The sequence below is a fragment of the Pseudomonas alcaligenes genome, from assembly GCF_014490745.1.
GTDB lineage: Bacteria > Pseudomonadota > Gammaproteobacteria > Pseudomonadales > Pseudomonadaceae > Aquipseudomonas > Aquipseudomonas alcaligenes_C.
The window spans coordinates 1,676,245-1,696,222 of the sequence record NZ_LZEU01000001.1; the positions used below are offsets into that span (position 1 = coordinate 1,676,245).

General features: G+C 66.9%; 17 protein-coding genes. 15 read left to right on the forward strand and 2 right to left on the reverse strand.

The annotated features are described in order from the left end of the window. The first annotated feature begins 37 nt into the window (after positions 1 to 37). The 4 genes from A9179_RS07495 (at position 38) to A9179_RS07510 (ending at position 3,705) form a co-directional block, all read left to right on the forward strand. Entirely contained in the window at positions 38 to 601 is a 564-nt protein-coding gene (locus A9179_RS07495; RefSeq protein ID WP_187805198.1) for a CvpA family protein, read from the forward strand. Positions 602 to 637: 36 nt separating this feature from the next. Next, positions 638 to 2,143, forward strand: coding sequence for an amidophosphoribosyltransferase (gene purF / locus A9179_RS07500; RefSeq protein WP_187805199.1), 1,506 nt, complete (start codon positions 638 to 640; stop codon positions 2,141 to 2,143). Positions 2,144 to 2,153: 10 nt separating this feature from the next. After that, positions 2,154 to 3,365, forward strand: a complete 1,212-nt coding sequence (locus A9179_RS07505; protein WP_187805200.1) for an O-succinylhomoserine sulfhydrylase — start codon at positions 2,154 to 2,156, stop codon at positions 3,363 to 3,365. Positions 3,366 to 3,456: 91 nt separating this feature from the next. After that, positions 3,457 to 3,705: a GlsB/YeaQ/YmgE family stress response membrane protein gene (locus tag A9179_RS07510; protein WP_187805201.1), complete on the forward strand. Its 249-nt coding sequence runs from the start codon at positions 3,457 to 3,459 to the stop codon at positions 3,703 to 3,705. Positions 3,706 to 3,730: 25 nt separating this feature from the next. On the opposite strand, the gene gspD is transcribed toward A9179_RS07510, so the two are convergent. Both gspD and A9179_RS07520 read right to left on the reverse strand, forming a co-directional pair. Beyond that, complete coding sequence (gene gspD / locus A9179_RS07515; RefSeq protein WP_187805202.1) at positions 3,731 to 5,692, reverse strand: type II secretion system secretin GspD; 1,962 nt, start codon at positions 5,690 to 5,692, stop codon at positions 3,731 to 3,733. Beyond that, the gene (locus A9179_RS07520) at positions 5,689 to 6,342 is read right to left on the reverse strand and encodes a type II secretion system protein N (protein ID WP_187805203.1); all 654 of its coding nucleotides are present in this window, start codon (positions 6,340 to 6,342) and stop codon (positions 5,689 to 5,691) included. Before A9179_RS07520 ends, gspD begins: the two co-directional genes overlap by 4 nt. 313 nt (positions 6,343 to 6,655) lie before the next feature. On the opposite strand from A9179_RS07520, the gene A9179_RS07525 reads away from it, so the two are divergent. From A9179_RS07525 to A9179_RS07575, 11 genes are all read left to right on the forward strand, one after another. After that, positions 6,656 to 9,283 carry a LuxR C-terminal-related transcriptional regulator gene (locus A9179_RS07525; protein WP_187805204.1) on the forward strand — a complete coding sequence of 876 codons (2,628 nt, stop codon included), beginning with the start codon at positions 6,656 to 6,658 and terminating at the stop codon, positions 9,281 to 9,283. Positions 9,284 to 9,418: 135 nt separating this feature from the next. Continuing rightward, positions 9,419 to 12,160: a peroxidase family protein gene (locus tag A9179_RS07530; protein WP_187805205.1), complete on the forward strand. Its 2,742-nt coding sequence runs from the start codon at positions 9,419 to 9,421 to the stop codon at positions 12,158 to 12,160. A 239-nt stretch (positions 12,161 to 12,399) separates the two neighbouring features. Next, the gene (gene gspE / locus A9179_RS07535) at positions 12,400 to 13,911 is read left to right on the forward strand and encodes a type II secretion system ATPase GspE (RefSeq protein WP_187805206.1); all 1,512 of its coding nucleotides are present in this window, start codon (positions 12,400 to 12,402) and stop codon (positions 13,909 to 13,911) included. After that, complete coding sequence (xcpS, locus tag A9179_RS07540) at positions 13,911 to 15,125, forward strand: GspF family T2SS innner membrane protein variant XcpS (protein ID WP_187805207.1); 1,215 nt, start codon at positions 13,911 to 13,913, stop codon at positions 15,123 to 15,125. Before gspE ends, xcpS begins: the two co-directional genes overlap by 1 nt. A gap of 4 nt (positions 15,126 to 15,129) precedes the next feature. Beyond that, positions 15,130 to 15,561 (forward strand): type II secretion system major pseudopilin GspG, encoded by a 432-nt coding sequence (gspG, locus tag A9179_RS07545; protein WP_187805208.1) that lies wholly within the window; start codon positions 15,130 to 15,132, stop codon positions 15,559 to 15,561. A gap of 53 nt (positions 15,562 to 15,614) precedes the next feature. Further along, positions 15,615 to 16,196 (forward strand): type II secretion system minor pseudopilin GspH, encoded by a 582-nt coding sequence (gene gspH, locus A9179_RS07550; RefSeq protein WP_187805209.1) that lies wholly within the window; start codon positions 15,615 to 15,617, stop codon positions 16,194 to 16,196. Further along, on the forward strand, positions 16,193 to 16,582 hold the full coding sequence (gene gspI / locus A9179_RS07555; protein WP_187805210.1) for a type II secretion system minor pseudopilin GspI: 390 nt from the start codon (positions 16,193 to 16,195) through the stop codon (positions 16,580 to 16,582). Before gspH ends, gspI begins: the two co-directional genes overlap by 4 nt. Further along, a complete protein-coding gene (gspJ, locus tag A9179_RS07560) occupies positions 16,579 to 17,250 on the forward strand; it encodes a type II secretion system minor pseudopilin GspJ (RefSeq protein WP_187805211.1) in 672 nt (223 codons plus the stop codon). The genes gspI and gspJ overlap by 4 nt, the downstream gene beginning before the upstream one ends. Then, entirely contained in the window at positions 17,247 to 18,215 is a 969-nt protein-coding gene (gene gspK, locus A9179_RS07565) for a type II secretion system minor pseudopilin GspK (protein ID WP_187805212.1), read from the forward strand. The genes gspJ and gspK overlap by 4 nt, the downstream gene beginning before the upstream one ends. After that, positions 18,212 to 19,357, forward strand: a complete 1,146-nt coding sequence (gene gspL / locus A9179_RS07570) for a type II secretion system protein GspL (RefSeq protein WP_187805213.1) — start codon at positions 18,212 to 18,214, stop codon at positions 19,355 to 19,357. Before gspK ends, gspL begins: the two co-directional genes overlap by 4 nt. After that, entirely contained in the window at positions 19,354 to 19,878 is a 525-nt protein-coding gene (locus tag A9179_RS07575; protein WP_187805214.1) for a type II secretion system protein M, read from the forward strand. Before gspL ends, A9179_RS07575 begins: the two co-directional genes overlap by 4 nt. The last annotated feature ends 100 nt before the right edge of the window (positions 19,879 to 19,978 follow it).

The following is a 19,978-nucleotide window of genomic DNA, read 5'->3' on the forward strand; positions in this document are numbered from 1 at the left end:
GTAAAATCCGCCGCCTTTCCCGTCTGTAGGCAGCATCGTGGCATTTACGTGGGTCGATTGGGCGATTGTCGCCGCCATCGCCATTTCCAGCTTGATCAGCCTGAAGCGCGGCTTCATCAAGGAAGCCTTGTCGCTGCTCACCTGGATCGTTGCCGGTGTAGTCGCCTGGATGTTCGGCGGCGCCCTGTCGCAGCACCTCACCGAATTCATTGAAACGCCGTCGATGCGGGTCATCGCGGCGTGCGCCATATTGTTCGTGGTCACTCTGGTGGTCGGCGCGCTGGTCAACTTCCTGATCGGCGAGCTGGTACGGGTCACCGGTCTTTCCGGTACCGATCGTTTTCTCGGCATGGTCTTCGGTGCGGCGCGTGGCGCCCTGCTGGTGGTGGTGCTGGTGGGCCTGGTCAGTCTGGCGCCGGTGCAGCAGGATCAATGGTGGCAGCAGTCGGCTCTGGTGCCACATTTCCTGATGGTGGCCGACTGGTCGAAGAACCTGATTCTCAGCTTGTCCAGTCAGTGGTTGGCCAGTGGCATCAGCGCGCCGGTCGAGCTGCCGTTCAAAGAGGCCCTGGTGCAGCCTAAACTGCCCGAGAGCCTGTAGTTTTAAGCCTGATTCACAACGTAGGGGTTGCGTCACATGTGTGGCATCGTCGGTATTGTCGGTAAGTCGAACGTCAACCAGTCTCTGTATGACGCGCTCACCGTGCTTCAGCATCGCGGCCAGGACGCTGCCGGCATCGTTACCAGCCATGATGGCCGCCTGTTCCTGCGCAAGGACAACGGCCTGGTGCGTGACGTGTTCCAGCAGCGTCACATGCAGCGCCTGGTCGGCCAGGTCGGTATCGGCCATGTGCGTTACCCGACCGCGGGCAGCTCCAGCTCCGCCGAGGCGCAGCCGTTCTACGTCAACTCGCCGTACGGCATCACCCTGGCGCACAACGGCAACCTGACCAACGTCGAGCAGCTGTCGCGCGAGATCTACGAGTCCGACCTGCGCCACGTCAACACCAACTCCGACTCGGAAGTGCTACTCAACGTGTTCGCCCATGAGCTGGCGGTACGCGGCAAGCTGCAGCCGACCGAAGAAGACGTGTTCGCTGCCGTCGCTGGTGTGCACGAGCGCTGCCGCGGCGGCTACGCGGTGGTGGCGATGATCACCGGCTACGGCGTGGTTGGCTTCCGCGACCCCCATGCGATCCGCCCGATCGTGTTCGGCCAGCGCCACACCGACGAAGGCGTGGAGTACATGATCGCTTCCGAGAGCGTCGCTCTCGACGTGCTCGGTTTCACCCTGATCCGCGACCTGGCGCCGGGCGAAGCGGTGTACATCACCGAAGACGGCCGCCTGTACACCCGTCAGTGCGCGAAGAACCCGCAGTACTCGCCGTGCATCTTCGAGCACGTCTACCTGGCCCGCCCGGATTCGCTGATGGATGGCATCTCGGTGTACAAGGCGCGCCTGCGTATGGGCGAGAAGCTGGCCGAGAAGATCCTGCGCGAGCGCCCACAGCACGACATCGACGTGGTCATCCCGATTCCGGACACCAGCCGTACCTCGGCGCTGGAGCTGGCCAATCACCTGGGTGTGAAGTTCCGCGAAGGCTTCGTCAAGAACCGCTACATCGGCCGTACCTTCATCATGCCCGGCCAGGCCGCGCGCAAGAAATCGGTACGCCAGAAGCTCAATGCCATCGAGCTGGAGTTCCGCGGCAAGAACGTGATGCTGGTGGACGACTCCATCGTGCGTGGCACCACCTGCAAGCAGATCATCCAGATGGCCCGCGAAGCCGGGGCGAAGAACGTGTACTTCTGCTCGGCGGCCCCCGCCGTGCGCTACCCGAACGTCTACGGCATCGACATGCCCAGCCCCCACGAGCTGATCGCCCACGGCCGCAGCACCGAGGAAGTGGCCGAGCTGATCGGCGCCGACTGGCTGGTGTACCAGGATCTGCCGGATCTGATCGATGCGGTGGGCGGTGGCAAGGTCAAGATCGAGCACTTCGACTGCGCCGTGTTCGACGGCCAGTACGTCACCGGTGACGTCAACGAGGCCTACCTGAACAAGATCGAGCAGGCCCGTAACGACTCGGCCAAGGTGAAGAGCCAGGTCGCCAGCGCGATCATCGACCTGCACAACGATTGAGGATCGAGTCATGACTCAGGACTGGGACGCAGGCCGTCTGGACAGCGACCTCGAAGGCGCCGCCTTCGACACCCTGGCGGTGCGCGCCGGGCAGCACCGAACGCCGGAAGGCGAGCACGGCGAGGCGATGTTCCTCACCTCCAGCTACGTGTTCCGTAGCGCCGCCGACGCCGCTGCGCGCTTTGCCGGCGAGGTGCCGGGCAACGTCTATTCGCGCTACACCAACCCCACCGTGCGGGCCTTCGAGGAGCGCATCGCCGCGCTGGAAGGCGCCGAGCAGGCGGTAGCGACGGCCTCCGGCATGGCTGCCATTCTGGCTATCGTCATGGGCCTGTGCAGCGCCGGTGACCATGTGCTGGTATCGCGCAGCGTGTTCGGCTCGACCATCAGCCTGTTCGAGAAGTACCTCAAGCGCTTCGGCATCGAGGTGGACTACCCGCCGCTGGCTGATCTGAATGCCTGGCAGGCGGCGTTCAAGCCGAATACCAAGCTGCTGTTTGTCGAGTCGCCGTCCAATCCGCTGGCCGAGCTGGTGGATATCGGTGCCCTGGCCGAGATCGCCCACGCCCGCGGTGCGCTGCTGGTGGTGGACAACTGCTTCTGCACGCCGGCACTGCAGCAGCCGCTCAAGCTGGGCGCCGACATCGTCATGCACTCGGCCACCAAGTACATCGATGGCCAGGGCCGTGCCCTGGGCGGGGTGATTGCCGGGCGCAAGGCGCAGATGGAGGCGATGGTCGGCTTCCTGCGTACCGCCGGGCCGACCCTCAGCCCGTTCAATGCCTGGATGTTCCTCAAGGGCCTGGAAACCCTGCGCGTGCGCATGCAGGCGCATTGCGCCAGCGCCCTGCAACTGGCCGAGTGGCTGGAAACCCAGCCGGGCATCGACAAGGTCTACTACTCCGGCCTGCCGAGCCACCCGCAGCACGAGTTGGCCAAGCGCCAGCAGAGCGGTTTCGGTGCGGTGGTCAGCTTCGAGGTCAAGGGCGGCAAGGAAGCGGCCTGGCGTTTCATCGACGCCACCCGGGTGATCTCGATCACCACCAACCTGGGTGACACCAAGACCACCATCGCCCACCCGGCGACCACCTCCCACGGCCGCCTGTCGCCGCAGGAACGGGCCAATGCCGGTATCCGCGACAACCTGATCCGGGTTGCGGTGGGGCTGGAAGATCTGGCCGATCTCAAGGCCGATCTGGCGCGCGGCCTGGCGGCTCTCTGAGCTGACTGATTCCCGGCGGGCAAGCCGCCGGGGGTGGCCAGACCCGGGTGGTCTAGTCTTGGGGGAATTCCCTCAAGGCCCGGAGCACCCCATGAGTCTGATTCTTTTCCTGATCATCGGCGCCATTGCCGGCTGGATAGCCGGCAAGCTGCTGCGTGGCGGTGGCTTCGGCCTGATCGGCAACCTGGTGGTGGGCATAGTCGGCGCCGTGATCGGCGGCCACCTGTTCAGCTACCTGGGCGTTTCCGCCGGTGGCGGGCTGATCGGCTCGCTGGTCACCGCGGTGATCGGTGCCCTGGTGCTGCTGTTCATCGTCGGCCTGCTGAAGAAGGCCAGCTAGCCCCAGCCTGGCGCGGCTGCCGGCCTCAGTTGGCCGGGCGCAGGTCGATGGCGCCGTTGCGGCCGTCGAACAGGCGCTGCGCGTTGGGCGGCAGCAGGGCGTCCTGGGTGCCGTCGCCGAGCACGCGTATATCGCTGTATTTCTTGCCGGAAAGCGCCGCCATGCCGGCGTTGTCGCGCACGATGGTGGGCTTGAGGAAGACCATCAGGTTGCGTTTGACGTGGCTGTCCTTGGTCGAGCGGAACAGCCGGCCGATCAGCGGAATGTCGCCCAGCAGCGGCACCTTGGAGTCGGTGCTGGTGACATCGTCCTGGATCAGCCCGCCGAGCACGATGACCTGGCTGTCGTCGGCGAGGATGGTGCTCTTGATCGAGCGCTTGTTGGTGACCAGATCCACGGCCTGGGAGTTGAGGCTGGTGCTCGGGGCGATCGAGGAAATCTCCTGCTCCACCTCCAGGCGCAGGGTGGCGCCGTCGTTGATGTGCGGGGTGACCTTGAGGGTCACGCCGATATCCTTGCGCTCGATGGTGGTGAAGGGGTTGCTCGAGCCGGCCGCATCGGTGGTGTAGGAGCCGGTCTGGAACGGCACGTTCTGGCCCACCAGGATCTCCGCCTTCTGGTTGTCCAGGGTCAGCAGGCTCGGGGTGGACAGCAGGTTGCTCTTGCTGTTGGCCGACAGGGCGGTAATCAGCACGCCGAAGTCGTCGGTGCCCAGGCCGATGATGGCGCCGTCGGGCAGGGTGGTGCCCTCGGGGATCTCGCCCTTCTGGATGGCCTGCAGCACGGTGCCGACCGACAGCCCGGTGTTGCTGAAGTTGACCCCGCCGAGGCCGCCGGTGCCGCCGCGGGCATCCACCGCCCACTGCACGCCGAGGGCATCGCTGATATCGCCGGAAATTTCGACGATGGCCGCCTCGACCATCACCTGGGCGCGCGGCACGTCGAGGTTGCGCACTATTTCTTCGAGGGTGGCCACGGTGTCCGGCTCGGCCAGCAGCACCAGGGCGTTGAGGCTCTCGTCGGCGCGGATCAGGATGTCCTGGGGCTTGCTGCTGGTGCTTTCGCCGCTTTCCGGCGCTTTCAGGCCCTCGGAGATGTCGCCGAGGGTCTCGGCCATGCTCTTGGCATCGCTGTAGCGCAGGCGGATCACCCGGGCGTTGGCCGAGCGGCTGCTGGGGATGTCCAGCGAGCGGGCCAGTTGCGCCAGGCGCTGGCGGGCGGCCGGCGGGCCGAGAATGATCAGGCGGTTGGTGCGGGCGTCGGCGATTACCCGGGTGCCGGCACCGTCACGCTTCTCGCTGCGCATGATCGAGTTGTTCAGCGCCTCGGCGGCGTCCATCACCCAGGCGTACTGCAGGTTGATCACGTTGTAGTCGCTGCCGCCCTGGGCATCGAGTTGGTCGATCAGTTCGCGGATGCGCTCGATGTTGGCGCGGCGGTCGCTGATGATCAGCGCGTTGGAGCTGCTCACCGCAGCCAGGTGGCCATTTTGCGGCACCAGCGGGCGGATCAGCGGAATCAGCTCGTTGACCGGAGTGTGCTGCACCTGCAGCAGTTCGGTCTGGATGTCGTCGGGGGCCGGCTTGCCGTCGTTGGCGCCGGTGCGGGCCTCGGTGACCGGCACGATGCGCGCCTGGTCGCCCTGGGTCATTACGCTGAAACCGTGGGTGCTCATCACCGAGAGGAACAGCTGGTAGACCTCGTCCAGCCCCAGCGGGGTCTTGGAGATCACGCTGACCTGGCCTTTCACCCGCGGGTCGACAACGAAGGTCTCGCCGGAAATCTCCGCCACCTGGTCGATGAACTCGCGGATGTCCGCATCCTTCATGTTGATCGTCCAGCGGTCGCCCTGCTGGTTGACCTGCAGCGGTTGCTCGGCGGCCTGCGCCAGTGGCAGCGGGCTACCGAGACAGCCGGCGGCCAGGCACAGGGCGAGGAACAGGGGGCGGTGCAGCAGCTTCTGCGGCAGGGGCTTGGTAGGCTTCATTGGCTGACTTCGGCTTCCGGCATGGCGGTCTGCGGCGGTTCGCTACCGTCACTTTCCATGTGTTGTTGAAGGGTTTGCATGCGTTGCTGCAGGGCCTGGACATCTTCGCTCTGCAGCATCTCGATCTGTTCGGCGGTCGGCGCCATCGGCTCGTAGCTGGCGGAGGAGGGCTGCACGGCCGTCTGCCGCGCCTTGGGGAAGCCCAGGCTTTCCTCGCGGCCGTTGCGCTCGAGCAGCACGTGATCCTGCAGCACGGCGCGCAGGCGCGTGCTGCTGTTGATCTGGGCGCCGACCAGCAGGCGCCGGGGCGGGTTGCCGGCGACCTGGATGATGGCGGCGGAGCGCTGCTCGTCCGGGTTGACGAAGCTGCCCAACAGGGTCAGCTGCTGGTTGGTCGGTGGGGCGGGCTGGTCGCCGCGGGCGCGGGCGGGCGTACCGAACAGGCCCTGCAGCTGCTGCAGGGACAGGTTTTGCTGGGGCGCTTGCTGGGTTGGCGCGGGGGCGCTCGACTGGTTGTCACGCAGCAGACGCAGGTGGGCGAGGGTTTGCCGGGTCAGACTGTGGGTGATGACCAGGATCGCCAGGATGCACAGGCCGGTGACGCCATGACGGCGCAGCCAGTCGGCGAGGCGGGTGCTTGTCGCGCTCACTGCATTGTTCCCCCACTGTCTTTCTTATTATCTGCCGCGTACGTCCGCGAACGGCCGTACTGACCGGGCCCGTCGTGCGCGGGCGCCGCCAACCATACCGCAAGTATCCCTTCCATGGCTCGCCTGCTTGAGTATCTGCGCAGTAGTGCACTGTTGTGGGCGTGTCCAGCACGCCCCGCGGGGCAGCCGACCGATTGCCGGCGTGGCTGCCGGAAGCGTGACCCGTTTCGACTTTTCCCTGAGCCAAGCCGCTATCATCGGCCGCCAGATGCTTTCCGTACAACAATAAAAACAAGCCTGACGGAGCGCTGCCATGGATGATCGCAAGCCTTCCTTGCCCGTTCCACCCGGTTTTGCCCGGGCGGAACTGCTCGAGTTGCTGGGGCGCTGCCAGCATTACCCCCTGACCCTGCTGCTGGCTCCGGCCGGCTCCGGCAAGTCGACCCTGCTCAGCCACTGGCAGGCCAGCTGCGCCCGTCGCAGTGTGATGCATTATCCACTGCAGGCGCGTGACAACGAGCCGGTGCGCTTCTTCCGCCACCTGGCCGAAGGCATCCGCGCCCAGGTCGAAGACTTCGACGTGTCCTGGTTCAACCCTTTCGCTGCGCAGATGCACGAGGAGCCGGAGGTGCTCGGCGAGTACCTGGCCGATGCGCTGAACCGTATCGACGAGCGCCTGTTCATCGTTCTCGACGACTTCCAGTGCATCAGCCAGCCGACCATCCTCGACGTGCTCTCGGTCATGCTCGAGCGCCTGCACGGGCCGGTGCGGGTGGTGCTGTCGAGCCGCAACCATCCGGGTTTCTCCCTCAGTCGCCTGAAACTGGAAAACAAGCTGCTGTGCATCGACCAGCACGACCTGCGCCTGTCCGCGGTGCAGATCCAGCAGTTCAATGTCCATCTTGGCGGCAGCGAGCTGAGCAGCGCCTACGTCGAAAGCCTGCTGGCGATGACCGAGGGCTGGATGGTCGGGGTCAAGATGGCGCTGCTGGCCTACGCGCGCTTTGGCGACATTGCCCTGCAGCGTTTCAACGGCAGCCAGCCGGAGATCGTCGACTACTTCGGCCACGTGGTGTTCAAGCGCCTGCCGCTGCCGCTGCATGACTTCCTGCTGCGCAGCGCCATTTTCGAGCGTTTCGATGGCGCGCTCTGCGACCAGGTGCTCGAGCGCAGCGGCTCGGCCCTGCTGCTGGAGGATCTGGCCGCCCGCGAGCTGTTCCTGCTACCGGTGGACAACCAGCCCGGCTGCTATCGCTACCACGCCCTGCTGCAGGACTTTCTGGCCAAACGCCTGGCCGTGCAGGAGCCGCACCTGGTGCCCGGCCTGCACCGGCGCGCGGCGCAGTGCCTGAAGCAACGCGGCGATCTGGAGCCGGCGCTGCAGCATGCCCAGCGCGGCGACGACCGGGCGCTGTTCTGCCAGATGCTCGAAGAGGCTTGCGAGCAGTGGGTGCGCAGCGGCCATTTCAGCGAGGTGCTGAAGTGGCTGGAGCCGCTCAGCGAGACCGAGCTGTGCAGCCAGCCGCGCCTGCTGGTGCCGATGATCTATGCCCTGACCCTGTCGCGGCGCTTCCACCAGGCACGCTATTGCCTGGACGAGCTGGTGACGCGCTGCGTCGGCCAGGCCGGGCTGGAGGAGCCGACCCGCGAGCTGCTGGCGCTGAACCTGGAGCTGTTCCAGTTCGACCTGTGTTTCGACCCGGGCCAGCGCTGGTCGAACCTGCTGGCGGCCGGCACGCCCTCGGACATCCGTGCCCTGGCGCTGACCATCCTGGCCTACCACCACCTGATGCACGGGCGCCTGCAGCAGTCCATCCAGCTGGCGCTGGAAGCCAAGGCGCTGCTGGCGCAGACCGGCCAGGTATTCCTGGAAAGCTACGCCGATCTGATCATCGCCCTCTGTCACCGCAACGCCGGGCGTGCCACCAGCGCGCGCAAGGATGTCTGCCTGGACTACCAGCGCACCGAGCGCTCCTCGCCGGCCTGGGTCAACCGCGCCACGGCCATGGTGGTGGCCTTGTACGAGCAGAACCAGCTGGCGGCGGCCCAGCAGCTGTGCGAAGACCTGATGGCGGTGGTCACTTCGTCATCCGCCACGGAAACCATCGCCACCGTACACCTGACCCTGTCGCGCCTGCTTCACCGGCGTCAGTCCCATGCCCGCGCCAGCCGCCTGCTGGAGCAGCTATCGCGCATCCTGCAGCTGGGCAACTATGCCCGCTTCGCCAGCCAGGTGGCCCAGGAAAGCCTGCGCCAGGCCTTTCTCGGCGGCCGCCCGGCGGCCCTCGAGGCGCAGGCCCAGCGTTTTGGCATCGAAGAGCGCCTGGCTGCCGGCGAATGGGAGCGGGTGCGGCCCTACGACGAATGCTGGGAGCGCTATGGCCTGGCGGCGGTGTACTGGCTGACCCAGCGTGGCGCGCAACCGCGCGCCTGTCGCATCCTCAAGGTGCTGGCGCAGTCGCTGCAGCAGAGCGAGATGAGCGCACGGGCCCTGGTGGTGGAGGCCAATCTGCTGGTGCTGAGCGCGCCGCAGCTGAGTCAGGATGAGCAGGTGCAGGCCCTGCTGCAGCTGGTGGAGCGCTTCGGCATCGTCAATATCAACCGCTCGGTGTTCGACGAGGCGCCGGGGTTTGCCGAGGCGGTGTTCGGCCTCTGGCAGTCGGGGCTGCTGCAGGTGCCGGAGGCCTACAGCGAGGCCTATGCCGAGTTCCTCGTCGCCGAGAGCACGGCGCCGGTCTCGGCGCCGGATCTGCTCGGCCTGCTCACCGACAAGGAGGCGGAGATCTTCAACTGCCTGCTGCGTGGCCTGTCCAATACCGAGATCAGCGCCAGCACCGGCATCGCCCTGTCCACCACCAAGTGGCACCTGAAAAACATCTACTCGAAGCTCAACCTGTCCAACCGCACCGAAGCCATCCTCAGCATGCAGCCGCGCAACTGAGCGGTCGCCCCCGACAATGCAGCCTCCCCCCTCCCGGGGGAGGGGGGAGGGGCGAGCACAACTTCCTAATCTCCCGCCTGCCGCCGCGTCCGGCCGCAACCGTCATTAGTACAAGAAAAATCGGGAGATACTGCCATGTCTGTTTGGGTCACGTGGCCGAGCTTGACCAAGCTCGGCACCTTGGGCATCTATGCCGCCCTGATCACCCTCGCGATCGAGCGCGATGTGCTGTTCAAGGAAAATCTGTTCGACGTCGACAACCTGCCGGCGGCCAATGCCACCATCACCTGTGACGCGCGCAGCCAGGTGGCGCGTACCGAGGACGGTACCTGCAACATCCTCTCCAATCCGGCCGAAGGTTCGGTCTACCGGCGCTTCGGGCGCAACGTGAACCCGGCGGTAACCCAGGGCGAAACCGAAGCCGACACCCTGCTCAGCCCCAACCCGCGGGAAGTCAGTAACGTGCTGATGGCCCGTGGCGAGTTCAAGCCGGCGCCCAGCCTCAACTTCATCGCCGCCTCGTGGATCCAGTTCATGGTGCACGACTGGGTCGACCACGGCGCCAACGCCGAAGGCAACCCGATCCAGGTACCGCTGCCGTCCGGTGACGTGCTGGGCTCCGGCAGCCTGTCCGTGCGCCGAACCCAGGCCGACCCGACCCGCACCGCCGCCGAAGCCGGCAAGCCGGCGACCTACCGCAACCACAACACCCACTGGTGGGACGGTTCGCAGCTGTACGGCAGCAGCAAGGAAACCAACGACAAGGTGCGTTCCTTCGTCGACGGCAAGCTGAAGATCAACGCCGACGGCAGCCTGCCGACCGATCTGTTCAGCGGCAAGCCGGTCACCGGGGTCAACGAGAACTGGTGGGTCGGCCTGAGCATGCTGCACCAACTGTTCACCAAAGAGCACAACGCCATCGCGACGATGCTCAAGCAGAAGTACCCGGACAAGAACGACCAGTGGCTGTATGACCATGCTCGCCTGGTCAACGCCGCGCTGATGGCCAAGATCCATACCGTGGAGTGGACTCCGGCGGTGATCGCCAACCCGGTCACCGAGCGCGCCATGTACGCCAACTGGTGGGGCCTGCTGGGCGCCGGCCCGAATCGTGACAAGTACCAGGCCGAAGCGCGCATGCTGCAGGAGGATCTGGCCAGCTCCAATTCCTTCGTGCTGCGCATCCTCGGCATCAGCGGCGACCAGGTCGGCAGCTCGGCCGTCGACCATGCCCTGGCCGGTATCGTCGGTTCGGCCAACCCGAACAACTACGGCGTGCCCTACACCCTCACCGAAGAGTTCGTCGCGGTGTACCGCATGCACCCGCTGATGCGCGACAAGGTGGATGTCTACGACATCGGCTCGAACATGGTCGCCCACTCGATTCCGCTGCCGGAAACCCGTGATCGCGACGCCGAGAGCCTGCTGTCCAGCGAGCACCCGGATCGCCTGTGGTACTCCTTCGGTATCACCAACCCGGGCTCGCTGACCCTCAACAACTACCCGAACTTCCTGCGCAACCTGTCGATTCCGCTGGTCGGCAACATCGACCTGGCGACCATCGACGTACTGCGCGATCGCGAGCGTGGCGTGCCGCGCTACAACGAGTTCCGTCGCGAGATCGGCCTCAACCCGATCACCAAGTTCGAAGACCTGACCAGCGATGCCACCACCCTGGCCAACCTCAAGCGCATCTACGGCAACGACATCGAGAAGATCGACACCCTGGTCGGTATGCTCGCCGAAACCGTGCGTCCGGATGGCTTCGCCTTCGGCGAAACGGCCTTCCAGATCTTCATCATGAACGCCTCGCGCCGCCTGATGACCGACCGTTTCTACACCAAGGACTACCGCCCGGAGATCTACACCCCGGAAGGCCTGGCCTGGGTCGAGAACACCACCATGGTCGACGTGATCAAGCGGCATAACCCGCAGCTGGAAAGCAGCCTGGTGGGCGTGCAGAACGCCTTTAAACCCTGGGGCCTGAATATCCCGGCCGACTACGAAAACTGGCCGGCACAGGGCAAGCAGGACAACCTGTGGGTCAACGGTGCCCTGCGTACCCAGTACGCCGAAGGCCAGCTGCCGGCCATTCCGCCGGTGGATGTCGGCGGCCTGATCAGCTCGGTGCTGTGGAAGAAGGTGCAGGAGCGCACCGACGTGGCACCGGTCGGCTATCAGAAGGCCATGCACCCGAATGGCGTGATGGCCAAGGTCAAGTTCAACGCGGTGGCGGGTAATCCCTATACCGGTCTGTTCCAGGGCTCCGACTATGGTCTGCTGCGTCTGTCGGTGGCCGGTGATCCGGCGAAGAACGGCTTCCAGCCGGGGCTGGCGTGGAAGGCCTTCGTCAACGGCAAGCCGTCGCAGAACGTTTCGGCGCTGTACACCCTGAGCGGGCAGGGCAGCAACTACAACTTCTTCGCCAACGAGCTGTCGCAGTACGTCCTGCCGGAAACCAACGACACCCTGGGCACCACCCTGCTGTTCTCGCTGGTCAGCCTCAAGCCGACCCTGCTGCGCCTGGATGACATGTCCGAGGTGACTCAGGCCGGACAGGCCGTGGCCACGCCCAAGGCGCCGACGCAGATCTACTTCGTGCCGAAGAGCGAGCTGCGCAGCCGCTTCGCCACCACGGCGCACGATTTCCGCACCGATCTGGCTTCGCTCACCAGCGGCACCAAGCTGTATGACGTGTACGCCACCTCGATGGAGATCAAGACTTCGCTGATCCCCTCGACCAACCGCAGCTACGCCGACCAGCGGCGCAGCAGCGCGGTGAAGATCGGTGAACTGGAGCTGACCTCACCGCTGATCGCCTCGTCCTTCGGCGACAGCGGGGTGTTCTTCAAGCACCAGCGCAACGAAGACAAGTAAAAAACGGCGGCTCTGGCCGCCCAGTTCCACGCGAACCCCGGCTTCTGGCCGGGGTTCGTGCGTTTGAGCGACATGCAATCATCACGGCAGCCTGTCAGGCTGTGGGTCTGCGCTTGTCGGAGCTGAGAAATCGGCACTGCAGTTTTCTCCGGAATCCGTTAACTTGGCGCCTCAGTCGTGCCACATAACAACAAGAACAACAGCGAGATGGATCTTCTGTTTCAGGAACGGGCCCGCACATGTCCACCGATACCCATGCCGCGCTAGCGGCCCCGGCAGGCCCGGCCTTGCGCTCCCTGCCATTTGCCTTTGCCAAGCGCCACGGCGTGCTCCTGCGCGAGCTGCTGGGCGAGGTGCAGCTGCACGTGCGCCAGGGCGCCAGCCTGCAGGCGGTGCAGGAGGCCCAGCGTTTCGTCGGGCGGGTGCTGCCGCTGCACTGGTTGGCGCCGGAGGCGTTCGAGCAGGAGCTGACCCTGGCCTACCAGCGCGACTCCTCCGAAGTGCGGCAGATGGCCGAAGGCCTTGGTGCCGAACTCGACCTGGCCAGCCTGGCCGAACTGACTCCCGACTCCGGCGACCTGCTGGAGCAGGAAGACGACGCCCCGATCATCCGCCTGATCAACGCCATCTTGAGCGAGGCGATCAAGGCCGGGGCCTCCGACATCCACCTGGAAACCTTCGAGAAGCGCTTGGTTGTGCGCTTCCGGGTCGATGGCATCCTCCGCGAAGTGATCGAGCCACGCCGCGAGCTGGCGGCCTTGCTGGTCTCGCGGGTCAAGGTCATGGCGCGCCTGGATATTGCCGAGAAGCGCGTGCCGCAAGACGGCCGCATCTCGCTCAAGGTCGGCGGCCGCGAAGTGGATATCCGCGTGTCGACCCTGCCGTCGGCCAACGGCGAGCGGGTGGTACTGCGTCTGCTGGATAAGCAGGCCGGGCGCCTGTCGCTGCCGCACTTGGGCATGAGCGAGCGCGACCGCCGCCTGCTCGACGACAACCTGCGCAAGCCCCACGGCATCATCCTGGTCACCGGCCCCACCGGCTCGGGCAAGACCACCACCCTGTACGCCGGCCTGGTCACCTTGAACGACCGCTCGCGCAACATCCTCACCGTCGAAGACCCGATCGAGTACTACCTCGAAGGCATCGGCCAGACCCAGGTCAACCCGCGGGTGGAGATGACCTTCGCCCGCGGCCTGCGCGCCATCCTGCGCCAGGATCCGGACGTGGTGATGGTCGGCGAGATCCGCGACCAGGAAACCGCCGACATCGCCGTGCAGGCCTCGCTCACCGGTCACCTGGTGCTGTCCACCCTGCACACCAACAGCGCCGTTGGCGCGGTCACCCGCCTGGTCGACATGGGGGTCGAGCCGTTCCTGCTGTCCTCGTCCCTGCTCGGAGTCCTGGCCCAGCGCCTGGTGCGCGTGCTCTGCATGCATTGCCGCGAGGCGCGCCCGGCCGACGAGGCGGAATGCAAGCTGCTTGGCCTCGACCCACAGAGCAAACCGGTCATCCACCACGCCCAGGGTTGCAGCGAATGCCACCAGCAGGGCTACCGCGGGCGTACCGGCATCTACGAGCTGGTGATCTTCGACGAGCAGATGCGCACCCTGGTGCACAACGGCGCCGGCGAACAGGAGCTGACCCGCCATGCGCGCAGCCTCGGCCCCGGCATCCGCGAGGACGGCCGGCGCAAGGTGCTGGAAGGGGTGACCACCCTCGAAGAAGTGCTGCGCGTTACTAGAGAAGACTAATGGCCGCCTTCGAATACCTCGCCCTCGACGCCAAGGGCCGCCAGCAGAAAGGCGTTCTGGAGGCCGACAGCGCCCGCCAGGTACGCCAGCTGCTGCGCGACAAACAGCTGGCGCCGCTGCAGGTGGAAGCCCTGCGCAGCCGCGAACCGGCAGCAGGGGGCGGGCTCGGCCTGCGCCGTGGCCTGTCGGCGCGCGACCTGGCCCTGGTTACCCGCCAGCTGGCTACCCTGATCGGCGCCGCCTTGCCGATCGAGGAGGCGCTGCGTGCCGCCGCTGCGCAATCGCGCCAGCCACGCATCCAGTCGATGCTGCTGGCCGTGCGCGCCCGGGTGCTCGAGGGTCATGGCCTGGCTTCCAGCCTGGCGGCCTTTCCCGCCGCGTTTCCCGAGCTGTACCGCGCCACCGTGGCCGCCGGCGAGCATGCCGGGCACCTGGCGCCGGTGCTGGAGCAGCTGGCCGACTACACCGAGCAGCGCCAGCAGTCACGGCAGAAGGTGCAGCTGGCGCTGCTCTATCCGCTGATCCTGATGCTCGCCTCGTTGAGCATCGTCGGCTTCCTGCTCGGCTACGTGGTGCCGGATGTGGTGCGGGTGTTCATCGATTCCGGCCAGCAGCTGCCGGCGCTGACCCGCGGCCTGATCGCCGTCAGTGATTTCGCCAAGGCCTGGGGCTGGCTGCTGATCCTGCTGCTGGTGGGCGGCGTGCTGCTGTTCCGCCGCGCCCTGCGCGAGGAGGCCATGCGTCAGCGCTGGCATGCCTTCCTGCTGCGGGTGCCGCTGGTCGGTGGCTTGATCCGCTCTACCGAGACCGCGCGCTTCGCCTCGACCCTGGCGATCCTGGTGCGCAGCGGCGTGCCGCTGGTCGAGGCGCTGGCGATTGGCGCCGAGGTGGTGGTCAACCGGGTGATCCGCGGCGACGTGGTGCAGGCCACCCAGCGTGTGCGCGAGGGCGGCAGCCTGTCGCGGGCGCTGGAGGCCAGCCGGCAGTTCCCGCCGATGATGCTGCACATGATCGCCAGCGGCGAGCGCTCCGGCGAACTGGATCAGATGCTGGCGCGCACCGCGCGCAATCAGGAGAACGACCTGGCGGCCACCATCGGCCTGCTGGTGGGGCTGTTCGAGCCGTTCATGCTGGTATTCATGGGAGCGGTGGTGCTGGTGATCGTACTGGCCATCCTCCTGCCGATTCTGTCTTTGAACCAACTGGTGGGGTGAAACGATGAGCAAGCTGGGTAAACAAGGGGGCTTCACCTTGATCGAGATCATGGTGGTGGTGGTCATTCTCGGCATTCTCGCCGCCCTGGTGGTGCCGCAGGTGATGGGCCGGCCGGATCAGGCCAAGGTCACCGTGGCGCAGAACGATATCCGCGCCATCGGTGCGGCGCTGGATATGTACAAGTTGGACAACCAGAACTATCCGAGCACCCAGCAGGGCCTCGAAGCGCTGGTGAAGAAACCCAGTGGCAACCCGGCGGCGAAGAACTGGAACCCCGAGGGCTACCTGAAGAAGCTGCCGGTCGACCCCTGGGGCAACACCTACCTGTACCTGGCACCCGGCACCCACGGCAAGATCGACCTGTATTCGCTCGGTGCCGATGGCCAGGAAGGCGGCGAGGGCAACAACGCCGATATCGGCAACTGGGCACTCTGAGCAGCCGTGAGCGCGTGCAGTGAGCCGGGCGGCTGAGGCGGTGGAGATTGCGCATGCTCAATGAGCCTGCCGCCACCGCTCGTCCCGCGGTCTTGCTGCCGCGCCGCCAGCGCGCGCGCGGCTTTACCCTGATCGAGCTGCTGGTGGTGCTGGTGCTGCTCGGCGTGCTCACTGGCCTGGTGGTGCTCGGCAGCGGTCTGGCCAGCAGTCCCACCCGCAAACTCAACGACGAGGCCGAGCGGCTCGGCAGCCTGCTGCGCGTGCTGCTCGACGAGGCGGTGCTGGACAATCGCGAGTACGGCCTGCGTTTCGAGCGGCAGAGCTACCAGGTGCTGCGCTACGAGCCGCTGCGCGAGCAGTGGCAGCCGCTGGTTGACAAGGCTCACGAGATGCCGGAATGGCTCGAGCTCAAGCTGGAACTGGACGAGCAGGCCGTCGGCCTGCCCGAGGCTGAAGGGGCAGAGGGCAAGGCCAAGGTGCCGCAATTGCTGATCCTCTCCAGTGGCGAGCTGACTCCCTTTCACCTGCGCCTGGCCGTTCGCGGTCGCGGCGCTCCGGCGCTGCTGCTGTCCAGCGACGGCTTTGGCGAGCCGCAGATGAGCGTGGATGGCGCCACCGCGGGGCGCCAGCGATGAGACGCGGGCGCGGCTTCACCCTGCTCGAGGTACTGATCGCCTTGGGCATCTTCGCGGTGGTCGCTGCCAGCGTGCTGGCCGCCAGCTCGCGGGCCCTGCGTACGGCCGCGCGCCTGGAGGACAAGACCTTCGCCCTGTGGCTGGCCGACAACCACCTGCAGGAGCTGCAGCTGGCCGAAGCGCCGCCGGATGAGGGCAACGACAACGGCGAGGACAGCTACGCAGGGCGCCGCTGGCTGTGGCAGAGCAAGGTGGAGGCCACCAGCGAGCCGCAGATGCGCCGGGTCACCATCTGGGTGGCGCCGCGCCCCGAGCACGGCGCGCGGGGCAAGATCGAGGAGCAGGCACTGGTGGTGCTGAGTGGTTTCATCGGAGTCGAGCCATGAGGCGCAGCGCCGGTTTCACCCTGCTCGAAGTGCTGATCGCCATCGCCATTTTCGCCCTGCTCGGGCTGGCCACCTACCGCATGTTCGACAGCGTGATGCAGGCCGACCGCGGCCAGCGCCAGCAGGAGCAGCGCCTGCGCGAGCTGACCCGGGCCATGGCCGCCTTCGAACGCGACCTGCTGCAGGTGCGTTTGCGCCCGGTGCGCGATGCCCTCGGCGATGCGCAGCCGGCTCTGCTCGGCAGCAGTGGCAAGAACAGCCAGCTGGAATTTACCCGCAGCGGCTGGCGCAACCCGCTCGGCCTGCCGCGCGCGACCCTGCAACGGGTGCGCTGGCAGCTGGAGGGCGAGCACTGGCAGCGCGCCTACTGGTCGGTGCTGGATCAGGCCCAGGACAGCCAGCCGCGGGTGCAGCAGGTGCTCGACGGCGTGCGTCGCTACGAGTTGCGCTTTCTCGATGAGGAGGGCCGCTGGCTGCAGAACTGGCCGCCGGCCAACAGCAGTAGCGACGAGGCGCTGACCCAGCTGCCCAAGGCCGTCGAGCTGGTCATCGAGCATCGCTACTATGGCGAACTGCGCCGCCTGTGGTGCCTGCCGGAGGCGCCCGAGCAGTCGCCGACGGAGCAGACCGACGGCGGTGACCAGCAGAACCAGGAGAGCACGCCATGAGCCGCCAGCGCGGGGTGGCGCTGATCACCGTGCTGCTGGTGGTGGCGCTGGTGACAGTGGTCTGCGCCGGCCTGATCCTGCGTCAGCAACTGGCCATCCGCAGTACCGGAAACCAGCTGGCGGTGCGCCAGGCGCAGTATTACGCCGAAGGTGGCGAGCGCCTGGCCCAGGCCCTGTTGCGCCGCGACCTGCAGACCGGCGATGTCCAGGTCGATCACCCGGCCGAGGCCTGGGCCAAGCCGCTGCTGAGCTTTCCGCTGGACGAGGGCGGCGAGCTGCACCTGCGCATCGAGGATCTGGCCGGGCGCTTCAATCTCAACAGCCTGGCCGCCGGTGGCGAGGCCGGCGAGCTGGCGCTGCTGCGCTTTCGGCGTCTGCTGCAGCAGCTGCAGCTCAACCCGGCCTACGCCGAGCGCCTGCCGGACTGGCTGGACACCGACCAGGAGGCCGCCGGTTCGGGCGGTGCCGAGGATGACCAGTACCTGTTGCTCAAGCCGCCTTACCGCACCGGGCCGGGGCGCATCATCGAGGTCTCCGAGCTGCGCCTGCTGCTGGGCATGAGCGAGGCCGACTACCGGCACCTGCTGCCCTTCGTCAGTGCCCTGCCGGTGGCGGTGGAGCTCAATATCAATACCGCCAGCCTGCCGGTGCTGGCCTGCCTGGGCGAGGGGATTCCAACCTCCACTCTGAAGGCGCTGATCGAGGGGCGCGGGCGCACCGGCTACCGCGACAACAGCGCATTCCTGCAGGCGCTGACGGCCTACGACGTCAATCCCCAGGGGCTGACCGTGGGTAGCCGCTACTTCCGCGCCACCACCGAGGTCACCCTGGGTGAGCGTCGTCAGGTGCTGGTCAGCTATCTGCAGCGGGGCAATGATGGGCGCGTACGCGTGACCGCCCGCGATTTCGGGCAGGACGGCCTGGTGCCGCTGCCCTCCGAGGCATCCAAGGAGTCAGAGGAATGAGTCCGCTTTGTCTGTTTCTGCCGGCCCAGGCCTGTGCCGGCATCGATCCACAGCTGCCGGTGCAGCGGGTGGCCGGCGGCCTGTGCGAGCAGTTGCCGTTTGCCGCCGCGTTACCGGCGGACGAGCAGCCCTGGCGCCTGGTGCTGCCAGTGGAGGCGGTCAGCCAGTGCGTGGTGGCGTTGCCCACCACCAAGGCGCGCTGGCTGGCCAAGGCGCTGCCGTTCGCGGTTGAGGAGCTGCTGGCCGAGGAGGTCGAGCTGTTCCACCTGAGTGTCGGCGAGGCCCTGGGCGACGGTCGGCATCGGGTCTATGCGGTGCGCCGCGAGTGGCTGGCCGGCTGGCTGGCACTGTGTGGCGACAACCCGCCGCAGCGTATCGAGGTGGACGCCGACCTGCTGCCGGGCGAGGGCAGCCAGCTGCTGTGCCTGGGCTCGCGCTGGCTGCTTGGCGGCAGCGGCGAGGCGCGCCTGGCCCTGCGGGCGGAGGACTGGCCACAGCTGGCGGCCCAATGTGCGCTGCCACGCCAGGCCCATGTGGTGGCCGGCCAGGCCGCGCCGGCGCCGATCGAGGATTACCAGGTTATCGACCAGCCCTATGTCTGGCTGGCCCAGCAGGTGGCGGCGGGCAACCTGGCCCAGGGGCCTTTTGCCCGCCGCGAGTCGTCGGGCGCGCTGCAGCGCTGGCGCCCGCTGCTGGCCGTGGCCGGCGCCTGGCTGCTGCTGCAGTGGGGCTTCAACCTGGCCCAGGGCTGGCAGCTGGAGCGCGAGGCGCAGCGCTATGCCAGTGCCAACGAAGCGCTGTACCGCGAGCTGTTTCCCGAGGACAACAAGTTGATCAACCTGCGGGCGCAGTTCGACCAGCATCTGAGCGACGCCGAAGGCAGCGGGCAGAGCCTGCTGCTGGGTCTGCTCGACCAGGCAGCGGCGGCAATCAATGCCGAGGGCGCGCAGGTGCGCGTGGAGCAGCTGGACTTCAGCGCCCAGCGCGGCGATCTGGCGTTCAGCCTGCAGGCCACCGATTTTGCTGCTCTGGAGCGTTTGCGCACGCGCCTGCAGGAGGCCGGCCTGGCGGTGGACATGGGCTCGGCCAGCCGCGAAGACACTGGCGTCAGCGCCCGCCTGGTGATTGGAGGTAACGGATGAGTGCCCTGATGCAGTTGATTCAGCCGCTGCAGACCGCTCTGCAGCGTTCCGGTTTGGCCAGTCGCTGGCAGCACCTGCCGCCACGCGACCGCCTGGCGCTGGCCGGGCTCGGCCTGTTCCTGCTGCTGGCGCTGCTCTACCTGCTGTTGTGGCTGCCGGCGGCACAGCGGGTGGAACAGGCGCGCAGCCATCTGCAGCAGCAGCGCAGCCTGCACCAGTACCTGCAGGAGCATGCTGGGCAGGTGCGCGGCCGGCAGGGTAGGCCGACGGTCAGTCTCGACCCGGCCGCCCTACAGGGCCTGCTTACCGCCAGTGCCGGCAGCCAGGGGCTGGTCATCGAGCGGGTGGACAACCAGGGCGATGGCGGCGTGCAGGTCAGCCTGCAGCCGACCGACTTCGCGCGGCTGTTGCGCTGGCTGGTGAGCCTGGAGGAGCAGGGCGTGCGAGTCGACGAGGCGGGGTTGGAGCGGGCGGACAAGGGGTTGGTCAGCAGCCGCCTGTTGCTGCGCAGTGGCGCCTGAGGTTCACCAGATGCAGGCGGGCCCCCTGTTTGTGCACCAGGATGGCGCTGTTTGCCGCTGTGCAAGGACTGATCAGTCAGCAGGGAAAGAGTTTGGCGAA

Excerpts from the sequence above, each read along its gene's own strand:
- purF (WP_187805199.1), top strand. The coding sequence starts at position 638 with ATGTGTGGCATCGTCGGTATTGTCGGTAAGTCGAACGTCAACCAGTCT.
- A9179_RS07505 (WP_187805200.1), top strand. The coding sequence starts at position 2,154 with ATGACTCAGGACTGGGACGCAGGCCGTCTGGACAGCGACCTCGAAGGC.
- A9179_RS07510 (WP_187805201.1), top strand. The coding sequence starts at position 3,457 with ATGAGTCTGATTCTTTTCCTGATCATCGGCGCCATTGCCGGCTGGATA.
- gspD (WP_187805202.1), bottom strand. The coding sequence starts at position 5,692 with ATGAAGCCTACCAAGCCCCTGCCGCAGAAGCTGCTGCACCGCCCCCTG.
- A9179_RS07525 (WP_187805204.1), top strand. The coding sequence starts at position 6,656 with ATGGATGATCGCAAGCCTTCCTTGCCCGTTCCACCCGGTTTTGCCCGG.
- A9179_RS07530 (WP_187805205.1), top strand. The coding sequence starts at position 9,419 with ATGTCTGTTTGGGTCACGTGGCCGAGCTTGACCAAGCTCGGCACCTTG.
- gspE (WP_187805206.1), top strand. The coding sequence starts at position 12,400 with ATGTCCACCGATACCCATGCCGCGCTAGCGGCCCCGGCAGGCCCGGCC.
- xcpS (WP_187805207.1), top strand. The coding sequence starts at position 13,911 with ATGGCCGCCTTCGAATACCTCGCCCTCGACGCCAAGGGCCGCCAGCAG.
- gspG (WP_187805208.1), top strand. The coding sequence starts at position 15,130 with ATGAGCAAGCTGGGTAAACAAGGGGGCTTCACCTTGATCGAGATCATG.
- gspH (WP_187805209.1), top strand. The coding sequence starts at position 15,615 with ATGCTCAATGAGCCTGCCGCCACCGCTCGTCCCGCGGTCTTGCTGCCG.
- gspI (WP_187805210.1), top strand. The coding sequence starts at position 16,193 with ATGAGACGCGGGCGCGGCTTCACCCTGCTCGAGGTACTGATCGCCTTG.
- gspJ (WP_187805211.1), top strand. The coding sequence starts at position 16,579 with ATGAGGCGCAGCGCCGGTTTCACCCTGCTCGAAGTGCTGATCGCCATC.
- gspK (WP_187805212.1), top strand. The coding sequence starts at position 17,247 with ATGAGCCGCCAGCGCGGGGTGGCGCTGATCACCGTGCTGCTGGTGGTG.
- gspL (WP_187805213.1), top strand. The coding sequence starts at position 18,212 with ATGAGTCCGCTTTGTCTGTTTCTGCCGGCCCAGGCCTGTGCCGGCATC.
- A9179_RS07575 (WP_187805214.1), top strand. The coding sequence starts at position 19,354 with ATGAGTGCCCTGATGCAGTTGATTCAGCCGCTGCAGACCGCTCTGCAG.